This is a genomic window from Streptomyces sp. NPDC028298, from assembly GCF_055565895.1.
Map to the genome: position 1 here is coordinate 590,337 of NZ_JBVHTL010000005.1, position 13,655 is coordinate 603,991.

Annotated in this window: 12 protein-coding genes; 6 read left to right on the forward strand and 6 right to left on the reverse strand. The window is 71.4% G+C overall.

The genetic code is table 11. The annotated features are described in order from the left end of the window. Positions 1-27: 27 nt before the first annotated feature. The 4 genes from tilS (at position 28) to folE (ending at position 4,895) form a co-directional block, all read left to right on the forward strand. Positions 28-1,191 carry a tRNA lysidine(34) synthetase TilS gene (gene tilS / locus ACZ4TO_RS25285; protein ID WP_382784060.1) on the forward strand — a complete coding sequence of 388 codons (1,164 nt, stop codon included), beginning with the start codon at positions 28-30 and terminating at the stop codon, positions 1,189-1,191. 165 nt (positions 1,192-1,356) lie between these two features. Next, positions 1,357-1,917, forward strand: a complete 561-nt coding sequence (hpt, locus tag ACZ4TO_RS25290) for a hypoxanthine phosphoribosyltransferase (protein WP_037625953.1) — start codon at positions 1,357-1,359, stop codon at positions 1,915-1,917. 199 nt (positions 1,918-2,116) lie between these two features. Then, entirely contained in the window at positions 2,117-4,144 is a 2,028-nt protein-coding gene (gene ftsH / locus ACZ4TO_RS25295; protein WP_382784271.1) for an ATP-dependent zinc metalloprotease FtsH, read from the forward strand. A 145-nt stretch (positions 4,145-4,289) separates the two neighbouring features. Next, entirely contained in the window at positions 4,290-4,895 is a 606-nt protein-coding gene (folE, locus tag ACZ4TO_RS25300; protein ID WP_382784064.1) for a GTP cyclohydrolase I FolE, read from the forward strand. Positions 4,896-4,991: 96 nt separating this feature from the next. On the opposite strand, the gene ACZ4TO_RS25305 is transcribed toward folE, so the two are convergent. The 6 genes from ACZ4TO_RS25305 to ACZ4TO_RS25330 all read right to left on the reverse strand — a co-directional run bounded on the left by ACZ4TO_RS25305 (position 4,992) and on the right by ACZ4TO_RS25330 (position 10,082). Continuing rightward, positions 4,992-5,480: a DUF3180 domain-containing protein gene (locus tag ACZ4TO_RS25305; RefSeq protein ID WP_103552701.1), complete on the reverse strand. Its 489-nt coding sequence runs from the start codon at positions 5,478-5,480 to the stop codon at positions 4,992-4,994. 73 nt (positions 5,481-5,553) lie between these two features. Beyond that, the gene (gene folK, locus ACZ4TO_RS25310; RefSeq protein ID WP_361684793.1) at positions 5,554-6,165 is read right to left on the reverse strand and encodes a 2-amino-4-hydroxy-6-hydroxymethyldihydropteridine diphosphokinase; all 612 of its coding nucleotides are present in this window, start codon (positions 6,163-6,165) and stop codon (positions 5,554-5,556) included. Next, positions 6,162-6,521: a dihydroneopterin aldolase gene (folB, locus tag ACZ4TO_RS25315; protein WP_382784069.1), complete on the reverse strand. Its 360-nt coding sequence runs from the start codon at positions 6,519-6,521 to the stop codon at positions 6,162-6,164. The genes folK and folB overlap by 4 nt, the downstream gene beginning before the upstream one ends. Positions 6,522-6,768: 247 nt before the next feature. Next, on the reverse strand, positions 6,769-7,263 hold the full coding sequence (locus tag ACZ4TO_RS25320; RefSeq protein WP_468025287.1) for a nuclear transport factor 2 family protein: 495 nt from the start codon (positions 7,261-7,263) through the stop codon (positions 6,769-6,771). Continuing rightward, positions 7,260-8,171 carry a dihydropteroate synthase gene (folP, locus tag ACZ4TO_RS25325; RefSeq protein WP_382784074.1) on the reverse strand — a complete coding sequence of 304 codons (912 nt, stop codon included), beginning with the start codon at positions 8,169-8,171 and terminating at the stop codon, positions 7,260-7,262. Before folP ends, ACZ4TO_RS25320 begins: the two co-directional genes overlap by 4 nt. 81 nt (positions 8,172-8,252) lie before the next feature. Next, entirely contained in the window at positions 8,253-10,082 is a 1,830-nt protein-coding gene (locus ACZ4TO_RS25330; RefSeq protein WP_468025288.1) for a phosphatidylglycerol lysyltransferase domain-containing protein, read from the reverse strand. A gap of 199 nt (positions 10,083-10,281) precedes the next feature. Between ACZ4TO_RS25330 and ACZ4TO_RS25335 the strand changes: the two genes are divergently transcribed. Both ACZ4TO_RS25335 and ACZ4TO_RS25340 read left to right on the forward strand, forming a co-directional pair. Then, positions 10,282-11,412: an alpha/beta hydrolase gene (locus tag ACZ4TO_RS25335; RefSeq protein ID WP_382784079.1), complete on the forward strand. Its 1,131-nt coding sequence runs from the start codon at positions 10,282-10,284 to the stop codon at positions 11,410-11,412. A 360-nt stretch (positions 11,413-11,772) separates the two neighbouring features. Then, complete coding sequence (locus ACZ4TO_RS25340) at positions 11,773-13,617, forward strand: DNA polymerase III subunit gamma/tau domain-containing protein (protein ID WP_468025289.1); 1,845 nt, start codon at positions 11,773-11,775, stop codon at positions 13,615-13,617. Positions 13,618-13,655 lie beyond the last annotated feature (38 nt).

Below are 13,655 nucleotides of genomic sequence, written 5' to 3' on the forward strand. Positions count from 1 at the left end.
CCGAAAACTTCATGAAGGGAACCGGACATGGGTCCCCATCCTGCGGTCGCAGCGATACGCCTGGCGGTCCGCCGCGTACTCCACGACATCCTGACCGAGCAACCGCCCGCCCACGACACCCGGCGCACGCCCGCGCGCGGTGCCGCGCGCCCCTGCGCGCCCGACGCGGAACGCGTCCCCGCCCCCGGGACGCGGCGCAGCGTCGCCGTGCCCGCGCGCGCCGCGCACGACCAGGCCCACACGAGCTCCCGGCCCCGGCCGGGCGAGGACGTCCCCCCGGCGCCGCTCGTGCTCGTCGCCTGCTCCGGCGGCGCCGACTCCATGGCGCTCGCCTCCGCCCTCGCCTTCGAAGCCCCCAAACTCGGCATCCGCGCCGGTGGCATCACCGTCGACCACGGTCTGCAGCCCGGCTCCGGGCTGCGCGCCGACGAGGTCGTGCTGCGGCTCACCGAGCTCGGGCTCGCCCCGGCCGAGTCGATCGCCGTCACCGTCGGCCGCGACGGAGGCCCCGAGGCCGCCGCCCGCGACGCCCGCTACGCCGCCCTGGACTCGGCCGCGGAGCGCCACGGCGCCACCGCGATCCTCCTCGGCCACACCCGCGACGACCAGGCCGAGACGGTCCTGCTCGGCCTCGCCCGCGGCTCCGGCATCCGCTCCCTCTCCGGTATGGCCGCGGTCTCGGGGGCCGACGGCCGCTACCGCCGTCCCTTCCTGCACCTGGACCGGCAGACCGCCCGCAAGGCGTGCATGGTCCAGTCGCTGCCCGTCTGGGACGACCCGCACAACGCCGATCCGGCCTACACCCGCTCCCGGCTCCGCCACGAGGGTCTGCCCGCCCTCGAGAAGGCGCTCGGCAAAGGAGTCGTCGAGGCCCTCGCCCGTACGGCCCAGCTCTCCCGGGACGACGCCGACGCGCTCGACGCCTGGGCCAGTCAGGCGGAGGCGTCCGTACGGGACGCGGCAGGCCTCCTGGAGTGCGCCAAGCTCTACGCCCTGCCGCCCGCCGTACGCCGCCGGATCCTGCGCCGCGCGGCCATCGAGGCGGGCGCTCCGGCCGGTTCGCTGTTCGCCCGGCACATCGAGGAGATCGACCGGCTGATCACCGGATGGCGCGGCCAGGGGGCCATCAATCTCCCGGGCAAAGTCGTCGCCCAGCGCCAGGGTGGCAGACTGGTGATTCGGCAAGGCTGAATCCGGACCCCGCACCGGGGCCGCTCACGCGGCTCCCCGGGACCCCTCGACTCGGGGCGCGGTCGGTCCGAACGGCCGCGCGGGCGTGCCGAAGGGGACCGTCGCCGGTTACATGGCGCCCTGTAGGTGACGAGCCCAAAAAAGTGGGACGGACGACCGAAAGTGATGCGGGTGGACGCGAAAGACATGGGCACCGACCTCAAGTCGGTGCTCATCACCAAGGAAGAGATCGACGCGAAGCTGGCTGAGCTGGCCGCGAAGATCGACGCGGAGTACGCGGGCAAGGACCTGCTGATCGTCGGAGTGCTCAAGGGTGCCGTGATGGTCATGGCGGACCTCGCGCGTGCGCTGTCCACCCCCGTCACCATGGACTGGATGGCCGTGTCGTCGTACGGCGCCGGCACCCAGTCCTCCGGCGTGGTGCGGATCCTCAAGGACCTCGACACCGACATCAAGGGCAAGCACGTCCTGATCGTCGAGGACATCATCGACTCCGGGCTGACCCTGTCCTGGCTGATCTCCAACCTCGGCTCGCGCGAGCCCGCCTCGCTCAAGGTGTGCACGCTGCTGCGCAAGCCGGACGCGGCCAAGGTCGCGATCGACGTCGAGTGGGTCGGCTTCGACATCCCGAACGAGTTCGTCATCGGCTACGGCCTGGACTATGCCGAGAAGTACCGCAACCTCCCGTTCGTCGGTACGCTCGCGCCTCACGTCTACGGCGGCTGAGCGTCCTCTCCCTGAGGGCCGCTCAGTCCTGGTAGGACGATCGGGAACCCCAGCGGGTTTCCCGCCGTTGGAGCATGCGTGGACAGGATTGCCAGCAGTCCCCTGCGGCTTCGGGTGACAATGCTGGGGTACCGTCCGAAGAACAGTCTTTATCAAACTCACTATGGCAGGAGGGACGGGGCGGCACCGCTCCGTATGGATGGACGTGAAGCGATACTTCCGTGGGCCGGTCATGTGGATCGTGCTGGCCGTCCTTGCCGTGGTCGTGTTGATGCAGGTCGTCGGTTCGTCCGGCGGCTACAAGACGGTGGACACCGGCCAGGTCGTCCAGGCGATCAATGACAACAAGGTCGAGTCAGCCAAGATCACCACTGGCGACGAGCAGGTCATCAAGGTCTCGCTGAAGGACGGCGAGAAGGTTGACGGCAGCTCGAAGATCCAGGCGAGCTACATCGGCGACCAGGGCGTGGCCCTGGCCAACACCCTGCAGGACAAGTACCAGAACAAGCAGATCCCCGACGGCTACACGGTCTCGCCGACCAAGCAGAACGCCTTCGTCGGGATCCTGCTCTCCCTGCTCCCCTTCGTCCTCATCGTCGTCGTCTTCCTGTTCCTGATGAACCAGATGCAGGGCGGCGGCTCCCGGGTCATGAACTTCGGGAAGTCCAAGGCGAAGCTCATCACCAAGGACACCCCGAAGACGACGTTCTCGGACGTCGCGGGCTCGGACGAGGCCGTCGAGGAGCTCCAGGAGATCAAGGAGTTCCTCCAGGAGCCGGCGAAGTTCCAGGCCGTCGGCGCGAAGATCCCCAAGGGCGTCCTGCTCTACGGGCCTCCCGGTACGGGCAAGACCCTCCTCGCACGCGCCGTCGCGGGCGAAGCGGGCGTTCCCTTCTACTCGATCTCGGGTTCCGACTTCGTCGAGATGTTCGTCGGTGTCGGTGCCTCCCGAGTCCGTGACCTGTTCGAGCAGGCCAAGGCGAACGCTCCGGCGATCGTCTTCGTCGACGAGATCGACGCGGTCGGCCGCCACCGCGGCGCCGGCCTCGGCGGCGGTCACGACGAGCGCGAGCAGACGCTGAACCAGCTCCTCGTCGAGATGGACGGCTTCGACGTGAAGGGCGGCGTCATCCTGATCGCCGCCACGAACCGGCCCGACATCCTCGACCCGGCCCTCCTGCGCCCCGGCCGCTTCGACCGCCAGATCGCGGTCGACCGCCCGGACATGCAGGGCCGTCTGGAGATCCTCAAGGTCCACCAGAAGGGCAAGCCGGTCGCTCCGAACGTCGACCTGTCCGCGGTGGCCCGCCGGACTCCGGGCTTCACCGGTGCCGACCTGGCGAACGTGCTGAACGAAGCTGCGCTGCTCACCGCGCGCAGCAACCAGAAGCTCATCGACAACGGCATGCTGGACGAGGCGATCGACCGTGTGGTCGCGGGCCCGCAGAAGCGGACCCGGATCATGTCGGACAAGGAGAAGAAGATCACCGCGTACCACGAGGGCGGACACGCCCTGGTCGCGGCGGCTTCCCCGAACTCCGACCCGGTCCACAAGATCACGATCCTGTCGCGCGGCCGTGCCCTCGGCTACACGATGGTCCTGCCGGACGAGGACAAGTACTCCACCACGCGCAACGAGATGCTGGACCAGCTCGCGTACATGCTGGGCGGCCGCGCTGCCGAGGAGCTCGTCTTCCACGACCCGACCACCGGTGCCGCGAACGACATCGAGAAGGCCACGGCCACCGCTCGCGCGATGGTCACGCAGTACGGCATGACCGAGCGCCTCGGCGCGATCAAGTTCGGCGGCGACAACACCGAGCCCTTCCTGGGCCGGGAGATGTCGCACCCGCGCGACTACTCGGAAGAGGTCGCCGCGCTCGTCGACGAAGAGGTCAAGAAGCTCATCGAGAACGCGCACAACGAGGCCTGGGAGATCCTGGTCGAGAACCGTGACGTGCTCGACCAGCTCGTGCTGCAGTTGCTGGAGAAGGAGACGCTGAGCAAGGAGCAGATCGCCGAGGTCTTCGCTCCCATCGTGAAGCGCCCGGCCCGCCCCGCGTGGACCGGCTCCTCCCGTCGCACCCCGTCCACCCGCCCGCCGGTGCTCTCCCCCAAGGAGCTGTCGCTGACGAACGGGGCGAACGGTTCGACGGCGGCCATCGCCACCGCCACGGAGTCCGTCCCGGCCACGGAGACGGCCCCGGAGGACCGCACGGAGAGCTGAGCCCGCTCGGCTCCGGGCGGCCTCACCAGGCCCGGAATGGATGCCGCGCCCCCCAGGTTCTAGCCTGGGGGGCGCGGCATTTTCGTGTGCCCGCACCTTTTGGACGCGTCGAGGCACGCACAGGCTCCACAGGAACGAGGACCAGATGACCGACCCCGTGACGCTGGACGGCGAGGGCGTGATCGGTGAGTTCGACGAGAAGCGCGCGGAGAACGCCGTACGCGAGCTGCTGATCGCGGTCGGCGAGGACCCGGACCGCGAGGGCCTGCGGGAGACGCCGGCGCGGGTAGCGCGGGCGTACAAGGAGATATTCGCGGGCCTGGTCCAGCGACCCGAGGACGTGCTGACGACGACGTTCGACCTGGGCCACGACGAGATGGTCCTGGTGAAGGACATCGAGGTGTTCAGCACGTGTGAACACCATCTCGTCCCGTTCAGGGGGGTCGCTCACGTGGGCTACATCCCGTCCACGAGCGGCAAGATCACCGGCCTGTCGAAGCTGGCCCGTCTCGTCGACGTCTACGCCCGGCGCCCCCAGGTCCAGGAGCGGCTGACGACGCAGATCGCCGACTCCCTGATGGAGATCCTGGAGCCGCGCGGTGTGATCGTGGTCGTCGAGTGCGAGCACATGTGCATGTCCATGCGGGGCATCCGCAAGCCCGGCGCGAAGACCATCACGTCGGCCGTGCGCGGACAACTGCGGGACGCCGCGACCCGCAACGAGGCGATGAGCCTCATCATGGCCCGCTAGATCCCGCTAGATCCCGCTAGATCCCGCTAGATCCCGCTAGATCCCGCTGGATCTGGCTGGATCCCGCTGGAGCCACCCTGGGGCGGCATCGCCCGGCTACGCCACCGGGGCGGTGCCGCCGTGGTGTTCGTCGTCGTCCTCCGGGAGCTTGCAGACGCGCTCCAGGAAGAAGGCGGCCGCTATCACTCCGATTCCGGCGAGGACGGAGAAGCCGGCGTAGATGGCCTGGTCGCGGCGGGCGGGGACCTCCAGGGATTCCAGGAGGAACACGCCGGTGCCGCCGTACATGCCCGCGACCAGGGCGGCCACCAGGGCGCTCGCCTGGCCGAAGACGACCGCGCGGGCGGCCATCAGCGGGTCGACGCCCTTGGCGCCGGGGCGGCGCTCGCGCTGGGCCTTGAGCCGGGAGCGCAGCGACAGGGCCGTCGCGAGGAGGACGATCGCGATCAGGGCGAGGACGATGGGGGCGGCCAGCGGGACCCGGGGCAGCGTGCCCACCGCGTTCCACAGGCGGGCGCCCGCCCAGGACAGCACTCCGGCCACCACGAAAACGGCAGCCAGTGTCCTGATCCGCAGCTCTTTCACGTTGCCCCTTCGATAGCCGCGTACGGCCGGGGCCCCGTGTCGGGCCGGCCAGTGGTCGTCTTGACCTTAACGACTACTCGGGCAGCCGGAGTTCCAGGTCGCCGCGGGCGGCGACGCCCTCGCGGGTGAGGGAGTCGAGGAGCCCGGCGACGGCGCCGCGGCCGGGGAGCTGCGCCTCGGGATCCACGTCGTGCCAGGGGGCGAGGACGAAGGCCCGCTCGTGCGCGCGGGGGTGAGGGAGGGTCAGGACCGGGTCGTCGGAGACGACATCGGCGTACGCGACGATGTCCACGTCGATCGTGCGCGGGCCCCAGCGCTCGTCCCGTACGCGGTGGAAGGCCTCCTCGACGGCGTGCGCCCGCTCCAGGAGCGAGGACGGCGGGAGGGTGGTCCTGAGCACCACGACCGCGTTGAAGTACGAGGGCTGGCTGCCCGGCTCGACACCCCACGGCTCGGTCTCGTAGACCGGGGAGACGGCCTTGACCCGGACGCCGGGGGTGTCCTCCAGGGCGTCGACGGCGCCCTGGAGGTTCTCCAGACGGTTGCCCAGGTTCGAGCCGAGGGAGATCACCGCGCGCTTGGGGTTGCTCAGCGTGGTGTCGGCGGCGTCGACCTGTTCGACCACGGAGGCGGGCACCGGCTGGACGGTCGGGTCGCTCTGACCCTCGGTGAAGGACGTGGTCATACTCGGCTCCGGATGATCGTGACGGTCACGTCGTCGAAGGGGACCGTGATCGGCGCGTCCGGTTTGTGGACGCAGACCTCGACCTCCTGGACGCCTTCGTGCTTGAGACACGTCTGGGCGATGCGCTCGGCGAGCGTCTCGATGAGGTCGACCGGATCGCCCTCGACGACGGCGACGACCTCCTCCGCCACGACGCCGTAGTGCACGGTCTTCGCCAGGTCGTCGTCGGCCGCGGCCGGGCGGGTGTCCAGGCCCAGCGTCAGGTCCACGATGAAGGTCTGGCCCTCCTCGCGCTCCTTCTCGAAGACGCCGTGGTGCCCGCGAGCCTTGAGGCCGCGCAGCGCGACACGATCCACGCGAATCACTCCTGCAATTGTCGGTGAGGGCCGTCGTACGCCGAGTGGGATCGGCACACCGGCCTCGAACGAATCTACCTGCGGGCACCGACAACGCTCACCCATCGGGGCGGGCGTCCCGGTGAAGGCCACGAGGCTTCACCGGGCGTTTCCCCTGGGGAACGCGGCGGCTCACGGGTTGGTAGCCGCCCCTACCCCGGACCGGGGATTCCAATCACCTCTCCGTCCCGGGAGCGCCCCATCCCACTCAACCGGCGGATTCCTCGTCCTCTTCCTCCCCGGACTCGGCCAGTACGGGGGAGGCGTGGTGGGACCAGAGTTTCCAGCCTTCGGCCGTGCGGCGGAACACGTTCGTGGCGACGACGAGCTGGCCCACCAGCGGGCCGAGCTCACCGCCCTCGTCGGGTGCGGGACCGCCGCTGAGGATGTTCTCGGTACAGGTCACCAGGGCCGTGTCGCCGGACACGGACACGCGCACGTCGGTGAGGAAGAACTGGATGTACTCCGTGTTCGCCATGATCAGCGCGTACGAGCGGAGCACCTCGCCGCGGCCGTTCAGGACGGGCCAGCCCGGGTGGACGCAGGACACGACCGCGCCCTCGCCCTCGAAGTCGTCGTCGGAGGTGTCCAGCGGGGCGAGCCACAGCGAGGTCAGTTCCTCGAAGTCGCCCCGTTCCATCGCCTCGTAGTACGCCGTGTTGGCGAGTTCGACCTGTTCGACGTCGGTACGGGGTGTGCTCACCGGGCTCCCTCTGCGGCCGGAGAGTCCGCGGTGTCCGTGCCGGCGCCGGTCCGCGCGCCCTCGACGGCGCGGGCGACCCGAACGGCGTCGGCGGTGGCCCGTACCTCGTGCACACGGACCGCCCACGCGCCCTGCTGGGCGGCTATCGCCGAGACGGCGGCGGTGGCGGCGTCGCGCTCGCGCGCGGGCGGCGGGGCGCCCTCGGGGCCGGCCAGGACACGGCCGAGGAAACGCTTGCGGGAGGCGGCGACCAGCAGGGGGTGGCCGAGCGCGCGGAGACGGTCGAGGTGGGCCAGGAGGGCCAGGTCGTGCTCGGGGTCCTTGGAGAAGCCGAGTCCGGGGTCGACGACGACGCGGTCGGGGGCGATGCCGCCCGCCAGGACGGCCTCCACGCGCGCGTGGAGTTCGTCGAGGACTTCGGTGACGACGTTCCCGTACGTGCCCTGGACGTTCCCGCCGGCCAGGAAGCCGCGCCAGTGCATGACCACGAAGGGGGCGCCCGCGGCCGCCACGGCCGGGATCATCGCGGGGTCGGCGAGACCGCCGCTCACGTCGTTCACGAGGGCGGCGCCCGCGGCGAGCGATTGCTCGGCGACGGAGGCGCGCATCGTGTCCACCGAGACGGTGACGCCCTCGGAGGCGAGGCCGCGCACGACGGGGATGACCCGCTTGAGCTCCTCGGCCTCGTCCACGCGCGTGGCTCCGGGGCGGGTGGACTCGCCGCCCACGTCCACGAGGTCGGCGCCCTCGGCGACCAGGCCGAGGCCGTGCTTGACCGCGGCCGTCGTGTCGAACCAGCGGCCGCCGTCGGAGAAGGAATCGGGGGTGACGTTCACGACCCCCATGACCGCGCAGCGGTCCCACGTCGGCAGTCCCGCGACTCGGCCGCGCCCGCGCTCAATACTCATACGTCCAGCCTAGGCCTCCCGGCGGAGGCGTCATCGCCCTGTGATGTGACCCGTCGCCTCCGCCGGTCCCGGTGCGGACGGCTACACCGCCCTGACCCCTCGTTCCGGCACCGCGTGGGCGCAGGGGCGCGGGGCCGGCGGCCGGCGGCGCAGGAGGCGGGGCAGGGCGAGATTCACGAAGCCCTCGGCCTGCATGGCGGCGAAGCCGATGCGCGGGAGGTCCCGGGAGGAGGCGTAGACCACGAAGCGCGGCTCCCAGCGCGGACGGAACTTGGCGTTGAACTTGTACAGCGACTCGATCTGGAACCAGCGCGACAGGAACACGAGCAGTCCCCGCCAGGCACGCAGCACCGGCCCCGCGCCGATCTTCTCGCCGCGCGCGAGCGCCGAGCGGAACATCGCGAAGTTGAGCGAGATCCGCTCGATGCCGAGCCGGGGCGCGGCCTGGAGCGCCGCCACGATGAGGAGCTCGTTCATGCCGGGGTCGGCGGAGCGGTCGCGGCGCATGAGGTCGAGGGACACGCCGTCCGCGCCCCACGGGACGAAGTGCAGGACGGCCTTCAGGTCGCCGTACGGGCCGGGGGTCTCGTCGGCCTTGTGCGCGGTGGCGATCAGGCAGTCGCCGTCGGACGGGTCACCGATACGGCCGAGCGCCATGGAGAAGCCGCGTTCGGTGTCGGTGCCGCGCCAGTCCTCCGCCGCGCGCCGTATCCGTTCCAGCTCGCCTTCGCCGAGGTCACGGATGCGCCGTACCCGGGTCTCGTAGCCGGCGCGTTCGATGCGTTTGACCATCTGGCGCACGTTGCGCATCGCGCGCCCGGACAGGGAGAAATCCGCGACGTCCACCACCGCCTCGTCCCCGAGTTCGAGGGCGTCGAGGCCGGTCTCACGCGTCCACACCTCGCCGCCCGTCTCGGAGCAGCCCATGACGGCGGGCGTCCAGGAGTGCGCCCTCGCCTCGTCCATGAAGCGCTCGATCGCGCCGGGCCAGGCCTCCACGTCGCCGATGGGGTCGCCGCTGGCGAGCATCACCCCGGAGACGACCCGGTAGGTGACCGCCGCCTTGCCGCTGGGCGAGAAGACGACCCCCTTGTCGCGGCGCAGCGCGAAGTGGCCGAGGGAGTCGCGGCCGCCGTGCCGCTCCAGGAGGGCGCGCAGCCGGGCCTCGTCGTCCTCCGTGAGGCGGGCGGCGGGGTGTTCGGGGCGGAAGGCGAGGTAGACGGTGGTGACGGCGGTGAGCCAGCCGAGCGCGCCGAGGGAGAAGGCGACGGTCCAGGAGGTGGGTCCCGCGTAGTCGACGGGGCCCTCGAAGCCGACCAGGCCGTACAGGACGTGACTGATGCGGTCGGCCAGGCTCGGGTCGCCGATCATGCGGTCTTCGTGGACGCTGACGATGACGAGTCCGAGGACGAGGGAACCGGCGCCCATGAGAACGAAGTTGGCCAGCGCGCGCCAGCGGCTGCGTGGATCGGGCAGCGCGGCGAACTCGTCGCGGTGGCGCAGCAGCGGCAGGAGCAGCGCGGCCGAGATGACGACGCCGATCACCGAGTGGCGGTACGCGAACTGCGCGGCGGCGCCCGCGGGCAGCAGCAGCACCGCGGCGCGCCACGCCCGGCGCTTGCGGCGCCGCAGCCCGTGGGCGAGCAGCAGCAGGAGCACGCCGGCGCTGAGCGACAGCGCCGCGGCGAAGGGCCCGAACGAGCCGGGCAGCACCTCGGCGAGGGCGTGCATACGGCTGTGACGGAAGCGCGGGAAGACGCCCGCGGCGACGTCCAGGAGACCCACGAGCGTGCAGGCCCTGGCGATCAGGGCGGGGACGGCCTCCGGGCTCGGACCGCGCAACACGCGCCGCGTCCGGCCGCTCCGGCCCGGAACCCCACCCGACAATTCCCCATCTACCCTGACAGACATCGCATCCCGTGGTTCCGCGAGAGACCTTGAATCCGGTGCCATTCCGGCATCCGGCGACATTGCGCCCTCTAGGACGGTGTCTTGGGGAGACAGGTTCACTCCCTTCCGGAAAGCCGGTTCAAAAGGCAAGGAAAGTCCAGGGCAAGGCCTCGCCAATGGGCGGGACGGACCCGGACGGAAAGCGCAGGCGGTGCACCCCATGGGTCTCACGAGCAACAAGATGCTGGCTTTGGTGGTCGTGCTCGCCGTACTGCTTTTCGTCGGCACGGTGTGGTGGTGGCCCCGCCTCTCCCGGCGTACCTGGCGGTCCGTCAGCGGGCGTGTCGGGCTGTTGCTGGCCACCCAGGTGATGCTGTTCGCCTCCGTCGGACTGTCCGTCAACCAGGCGTTCGGGTTCTACGCGAGCTGGGCGGATCTCCTCGGGCGCGAGAGGGGCGAGGGCGTGGTCGTCGACCACGACGGTGCCAACGGGCCGGGCGGCGGCCCCCTCCAGGTCGTGGACACCGAGCAGGTGGCCGTCTCGGGCGGCGCGCGGCCGCGGACCGGCGGCCAGATCCAGAAGATCGACATCGTCGGCCGTACGACCCGGATCGCCACACCGGCGTACGTGTACCTGCCGCCGGAGTACTTCCAGCCGCGCTACCGCACCCGTACGTTCCCGGCGGTCACCGTGCTGACCGGGTACCCCGGCACGGCCAAGGCGCTCATCAAGGCGCTCCACTTCCCGCAGACGGCGAATCGTTTGGTCAAGGAGGGCAGGACCCAGCCGATGATCCTCGTGATGCTGCGGCCGACCGTCGCTCCGCCGCGGGACACCGAGTGCGTGGACATCCCCGGCGGGCCGCAGACCGAGTCCTTCTTCGCCAAGGACCTGCCCGAGGCGGTGTCGGCGCATTACCGGGTGGGCGGAAATCCCCGGAGCTGGGGCATCATCGGCGACTCCACGGGCGGGTACTGCGCGCTGAAACTCGCCGTCCACCACCCCGGGGTGTACGCGGCGGGCGCCGGCCTCTCGCCGTACTACAAGGCGCCGATCGACCGGACCACGGGTGACCTCTTCCGGGGCGACAAGGCCCTGCGCGACAGCGCCGATCTGCGCTGGTACCTGAAGAACAAGCCCGCCCCGGACACCTCGCTCCTCGTCACCAGCAGCAAGGCGGGTGAATCCAACTACAAGGCGACGCTCGACTTCATAGACCTCGTGAAATCCAGGAACCCCACCAGGATCTCGTCGATCATCCTCGAGAGCGGCGGCCACAACTTCAACACCTGGCGGAGGGAGATCCCGGGTGCTCTCCAGTGGCTCAGCGGACGGCTGAGCGACCGCTGAGCCCTGCCGGACACGAGGTCCGAGCGACCGGCGGGCCCCGCCGGACACGACGTCCCAGCGACAGCCGGGCCCCGCCGGACCGGCCGGGACGCGCCCCGGGGCGTCCCGGGACCAATTGGGTCGTCCGGCACCCGGAAATGCCGTTCCCGGAGGAATGCCGCCTCCCGGTGATGACGATTCGGGAACTGTCCGGAGCCCGTGGAATTGATCGCGGAGCCGGTGCGATCGGGGGGCGGGACGGGCTTTGTGGGACAAGCGGTGTGCCCTGTAGGTGCCTGGTACAGGACAAAGCCTGCGGGGACACTGGGTTTTTACCGGGCGGGGCACCAAGATTCGCCTACGCGCGGTAAGTTTCTGGCCATGCCACGTGGACGCCACCGCCATTCCCCGCCCTTGCACAGGGTGCTGCCTTCTTCGGCGATCGCCGGTGTGTCGCTCGTCTGCGCCATAGGCCCCTGGCTGTTCACGGACGCGTTCGCGCTCCGTGTCCTGGCCGCCGGTGCCGCGGCGACGGCGGTCGTCAGCGCGGTCGTCCTGCGCCAATGGGACACCGCGGCGGGCAAACGTGTCGCCGACCTCACGCGCGCGCGGGCGAGCGACGAGTGGCGTCACGAGGAGCGCGTCGCCGAACTGGAGACGGACCTCGAGGAGTCGCGCGAACTGCGCGCCAAGCTGGAGCAGAAGCTGCGCGCCAAGCGCACCGAGCTGGCCGGCCTGCGCAACGAGCACGCGGCGCTGCTGCGGCGGTACGCCACGGCCGAGACCGAGCGGGCCACCGCCCTGGAGGGTCGCCGGCAGCTCGCCATAGAGGCTTCGGTACCCGCCCGTGCCCTGCCTGCCGCGCGGACGGCTCCGGACGAGATCGACGCCGTCGACGCCATCGACACCGTCGAGGCCGCCGACACCATCGAGTCCGCCGAGACCCAGGACCCCTCCGGCACGCCGGACCCGGGCGCCACGCCGGACGCCACTCCGGTCTCCGGAGACACCGCGGACACCGCTGACTCCTCCGGAACGGCGGACGCGCCGGACACGACCGGGACGGCCGAGGCGCCCGACGCCTCCGGCGAACCGGACGCGTCCGAGGGCCCGGCATCGGGCGAGGCGTCCGAGGACCCGGCGCCGTCCGACGGTTCCGGGGGCGGAGTGGCCGCGAGCGGGTCGGACGCGCCGGTGAGCGGGTCGGACGCCATCGAGGCCTTCATCGCGCCCGACGACGACGCGGTCTCCGAGACGGAGGACGACGAGGACGACGCGAAGGCGGAGGCGGGTGCCAGGGCCGACGAGTCTCCCGAGGTCTTCTCCCCGGCCGGTTCGTCGCTCTTCCTGCGGGCCGGAGCGGCCTTGAACCGGACAGTGGGCGAGGCCCCGGAGGGCACCGGGACCGGGACGGCGTCGACGTCCGTGGCGCTCGCGCTGCCGGACGCGGACCGCGAAGCCGCCGCCCCCGGAACCGCCTCGGCCGAGGTCCCCGAGACCCGCACCGCGACCGCCAGGTCCCTGAACGACGTGCCCGCTCCCGGCGGCTCCGCGCTCGACGCGGCCGTCAAGCGGGACGCGGCGGCGAAGCGCGCTGCGATGCAGAAGGGCGCGGCCGCCACGAAGGACCTCGTCGCGACGAGGGACCGGGTGGCCGAGCGGGACACGGCCGCGAACGGCGAGGCCGCCCCGAAGAGCGCTCCGGCCACCGGGACGGGTCCCTCCGCGGACTCCGTCGCGGAAGCGGGTGGGGCGCAGGGGAAGCCCGAGGCGGCCCGCGAGCACCAGCGCGCGGCCGCCGACGCCGAGTCGTCGTCCACCGTGCCCGACAGGGCCCGCCGGGCCGTGACGGCGCCTCCGGCGCGCGCGGCGCTTCCGCCCGCCAGGTCGGCCCAGCGCTCCGGGCACTTCACCGTGCCGACCGCGGTGGCCGTCGTCCCGCAGCCCGCGCCGGTGCGGCGCCCCTCGGTCGAGGGAGGGTTCGACTTCTTCGGTACGCAGAAGGAGGCGTCCGAGGCCGCCGCCGTGGAGGCCGTGCAGAACGAGGACCTCGCCGACGTGGTCGGTCAGGAGGCGCTCGCCGAGCACGAGGCCGAGGCCGGCGCGGCCGGGACCCGGTCCGCGGGCCAGACTCCGGAGGGCGCCGACCGCCAGGTCATCGACCTGACCGAGCACGACGAGACCGAGCACATCGACATGACGGGGCTGCGGAGCGCGGCCTCCTGACCGGCGGGGCCGCCGAGCGGGCGTGACCGGGGCATTGC

What these genes read in the sequence shown, in the direction of transcription:
- ACZ4TO_RS25330 (WP_468025288.1), bottom strand. Translation starts at nt 10,082, where the DNA reads ATGTCTGTCAGGGTAGATGGGGAATTGTCGGGTGGGGTTCCGGGCCGG.
- folK (WP_361684793.1), bottom strand. Translation starts at nt 6,165, where the DNA reads ATGACCACGTCCTTCACCGAGGGTCAGAGCGACCCGACCGTCCAGCCG.
- folP (WP_382784074.1), bottom strand. Translation starts at nt 8,171, where the DNA reads ATGAGTATTGAGCGCGGGCGCGGCCGAGTCGCGGGACTGCCGACGTGG.
- tilS (WP_382784060.1), top strand. Translation starts at nt 28, where the DNA reads ATGGGTCCCCATCCTGCGGTCGCAGCGATACGCCTGGCGGTCCGCCGC.
- ACZ4TO_RS25340 (WP_468025289.1), top strand. Translation starts at nt 11,773, where the DNA reads ATGCCACGTGGACGCCACCGCCATTCCCCGCCCTTGCACAGGGTGCTG.
- ftsH (WP_382784271.1), top strand. Translation starts at nt 2,117, where the DNA reads ATGGACGTGAAGCGATACTTCCGTGGGCCGGTCATGTGGATCGTGCTG.
- hpt (WP_037625953.1), top strand. Translation starts at nt 1,357, where the DNA reads ATGCGGGTGGACGCGAAAGACATGGGCACCGACCTCAAGTCGGTGCTC.
- folE (WP_382784064.1), top strand. Translation starts at nt 4,290, where the DNA reads ATGACCGACCCCGTGACGCTGGACGGCGAGGGCGTGATCGGTGAGTTC.
- ACZ4TO_RS25335 (WP_382784079.1), top strand. Translation starts at nt 10,282, where the DNA reads ATGGGTCTCACGAGCAACAAGATGCTGGCTTTGGTGGTCGTGCTCGCC.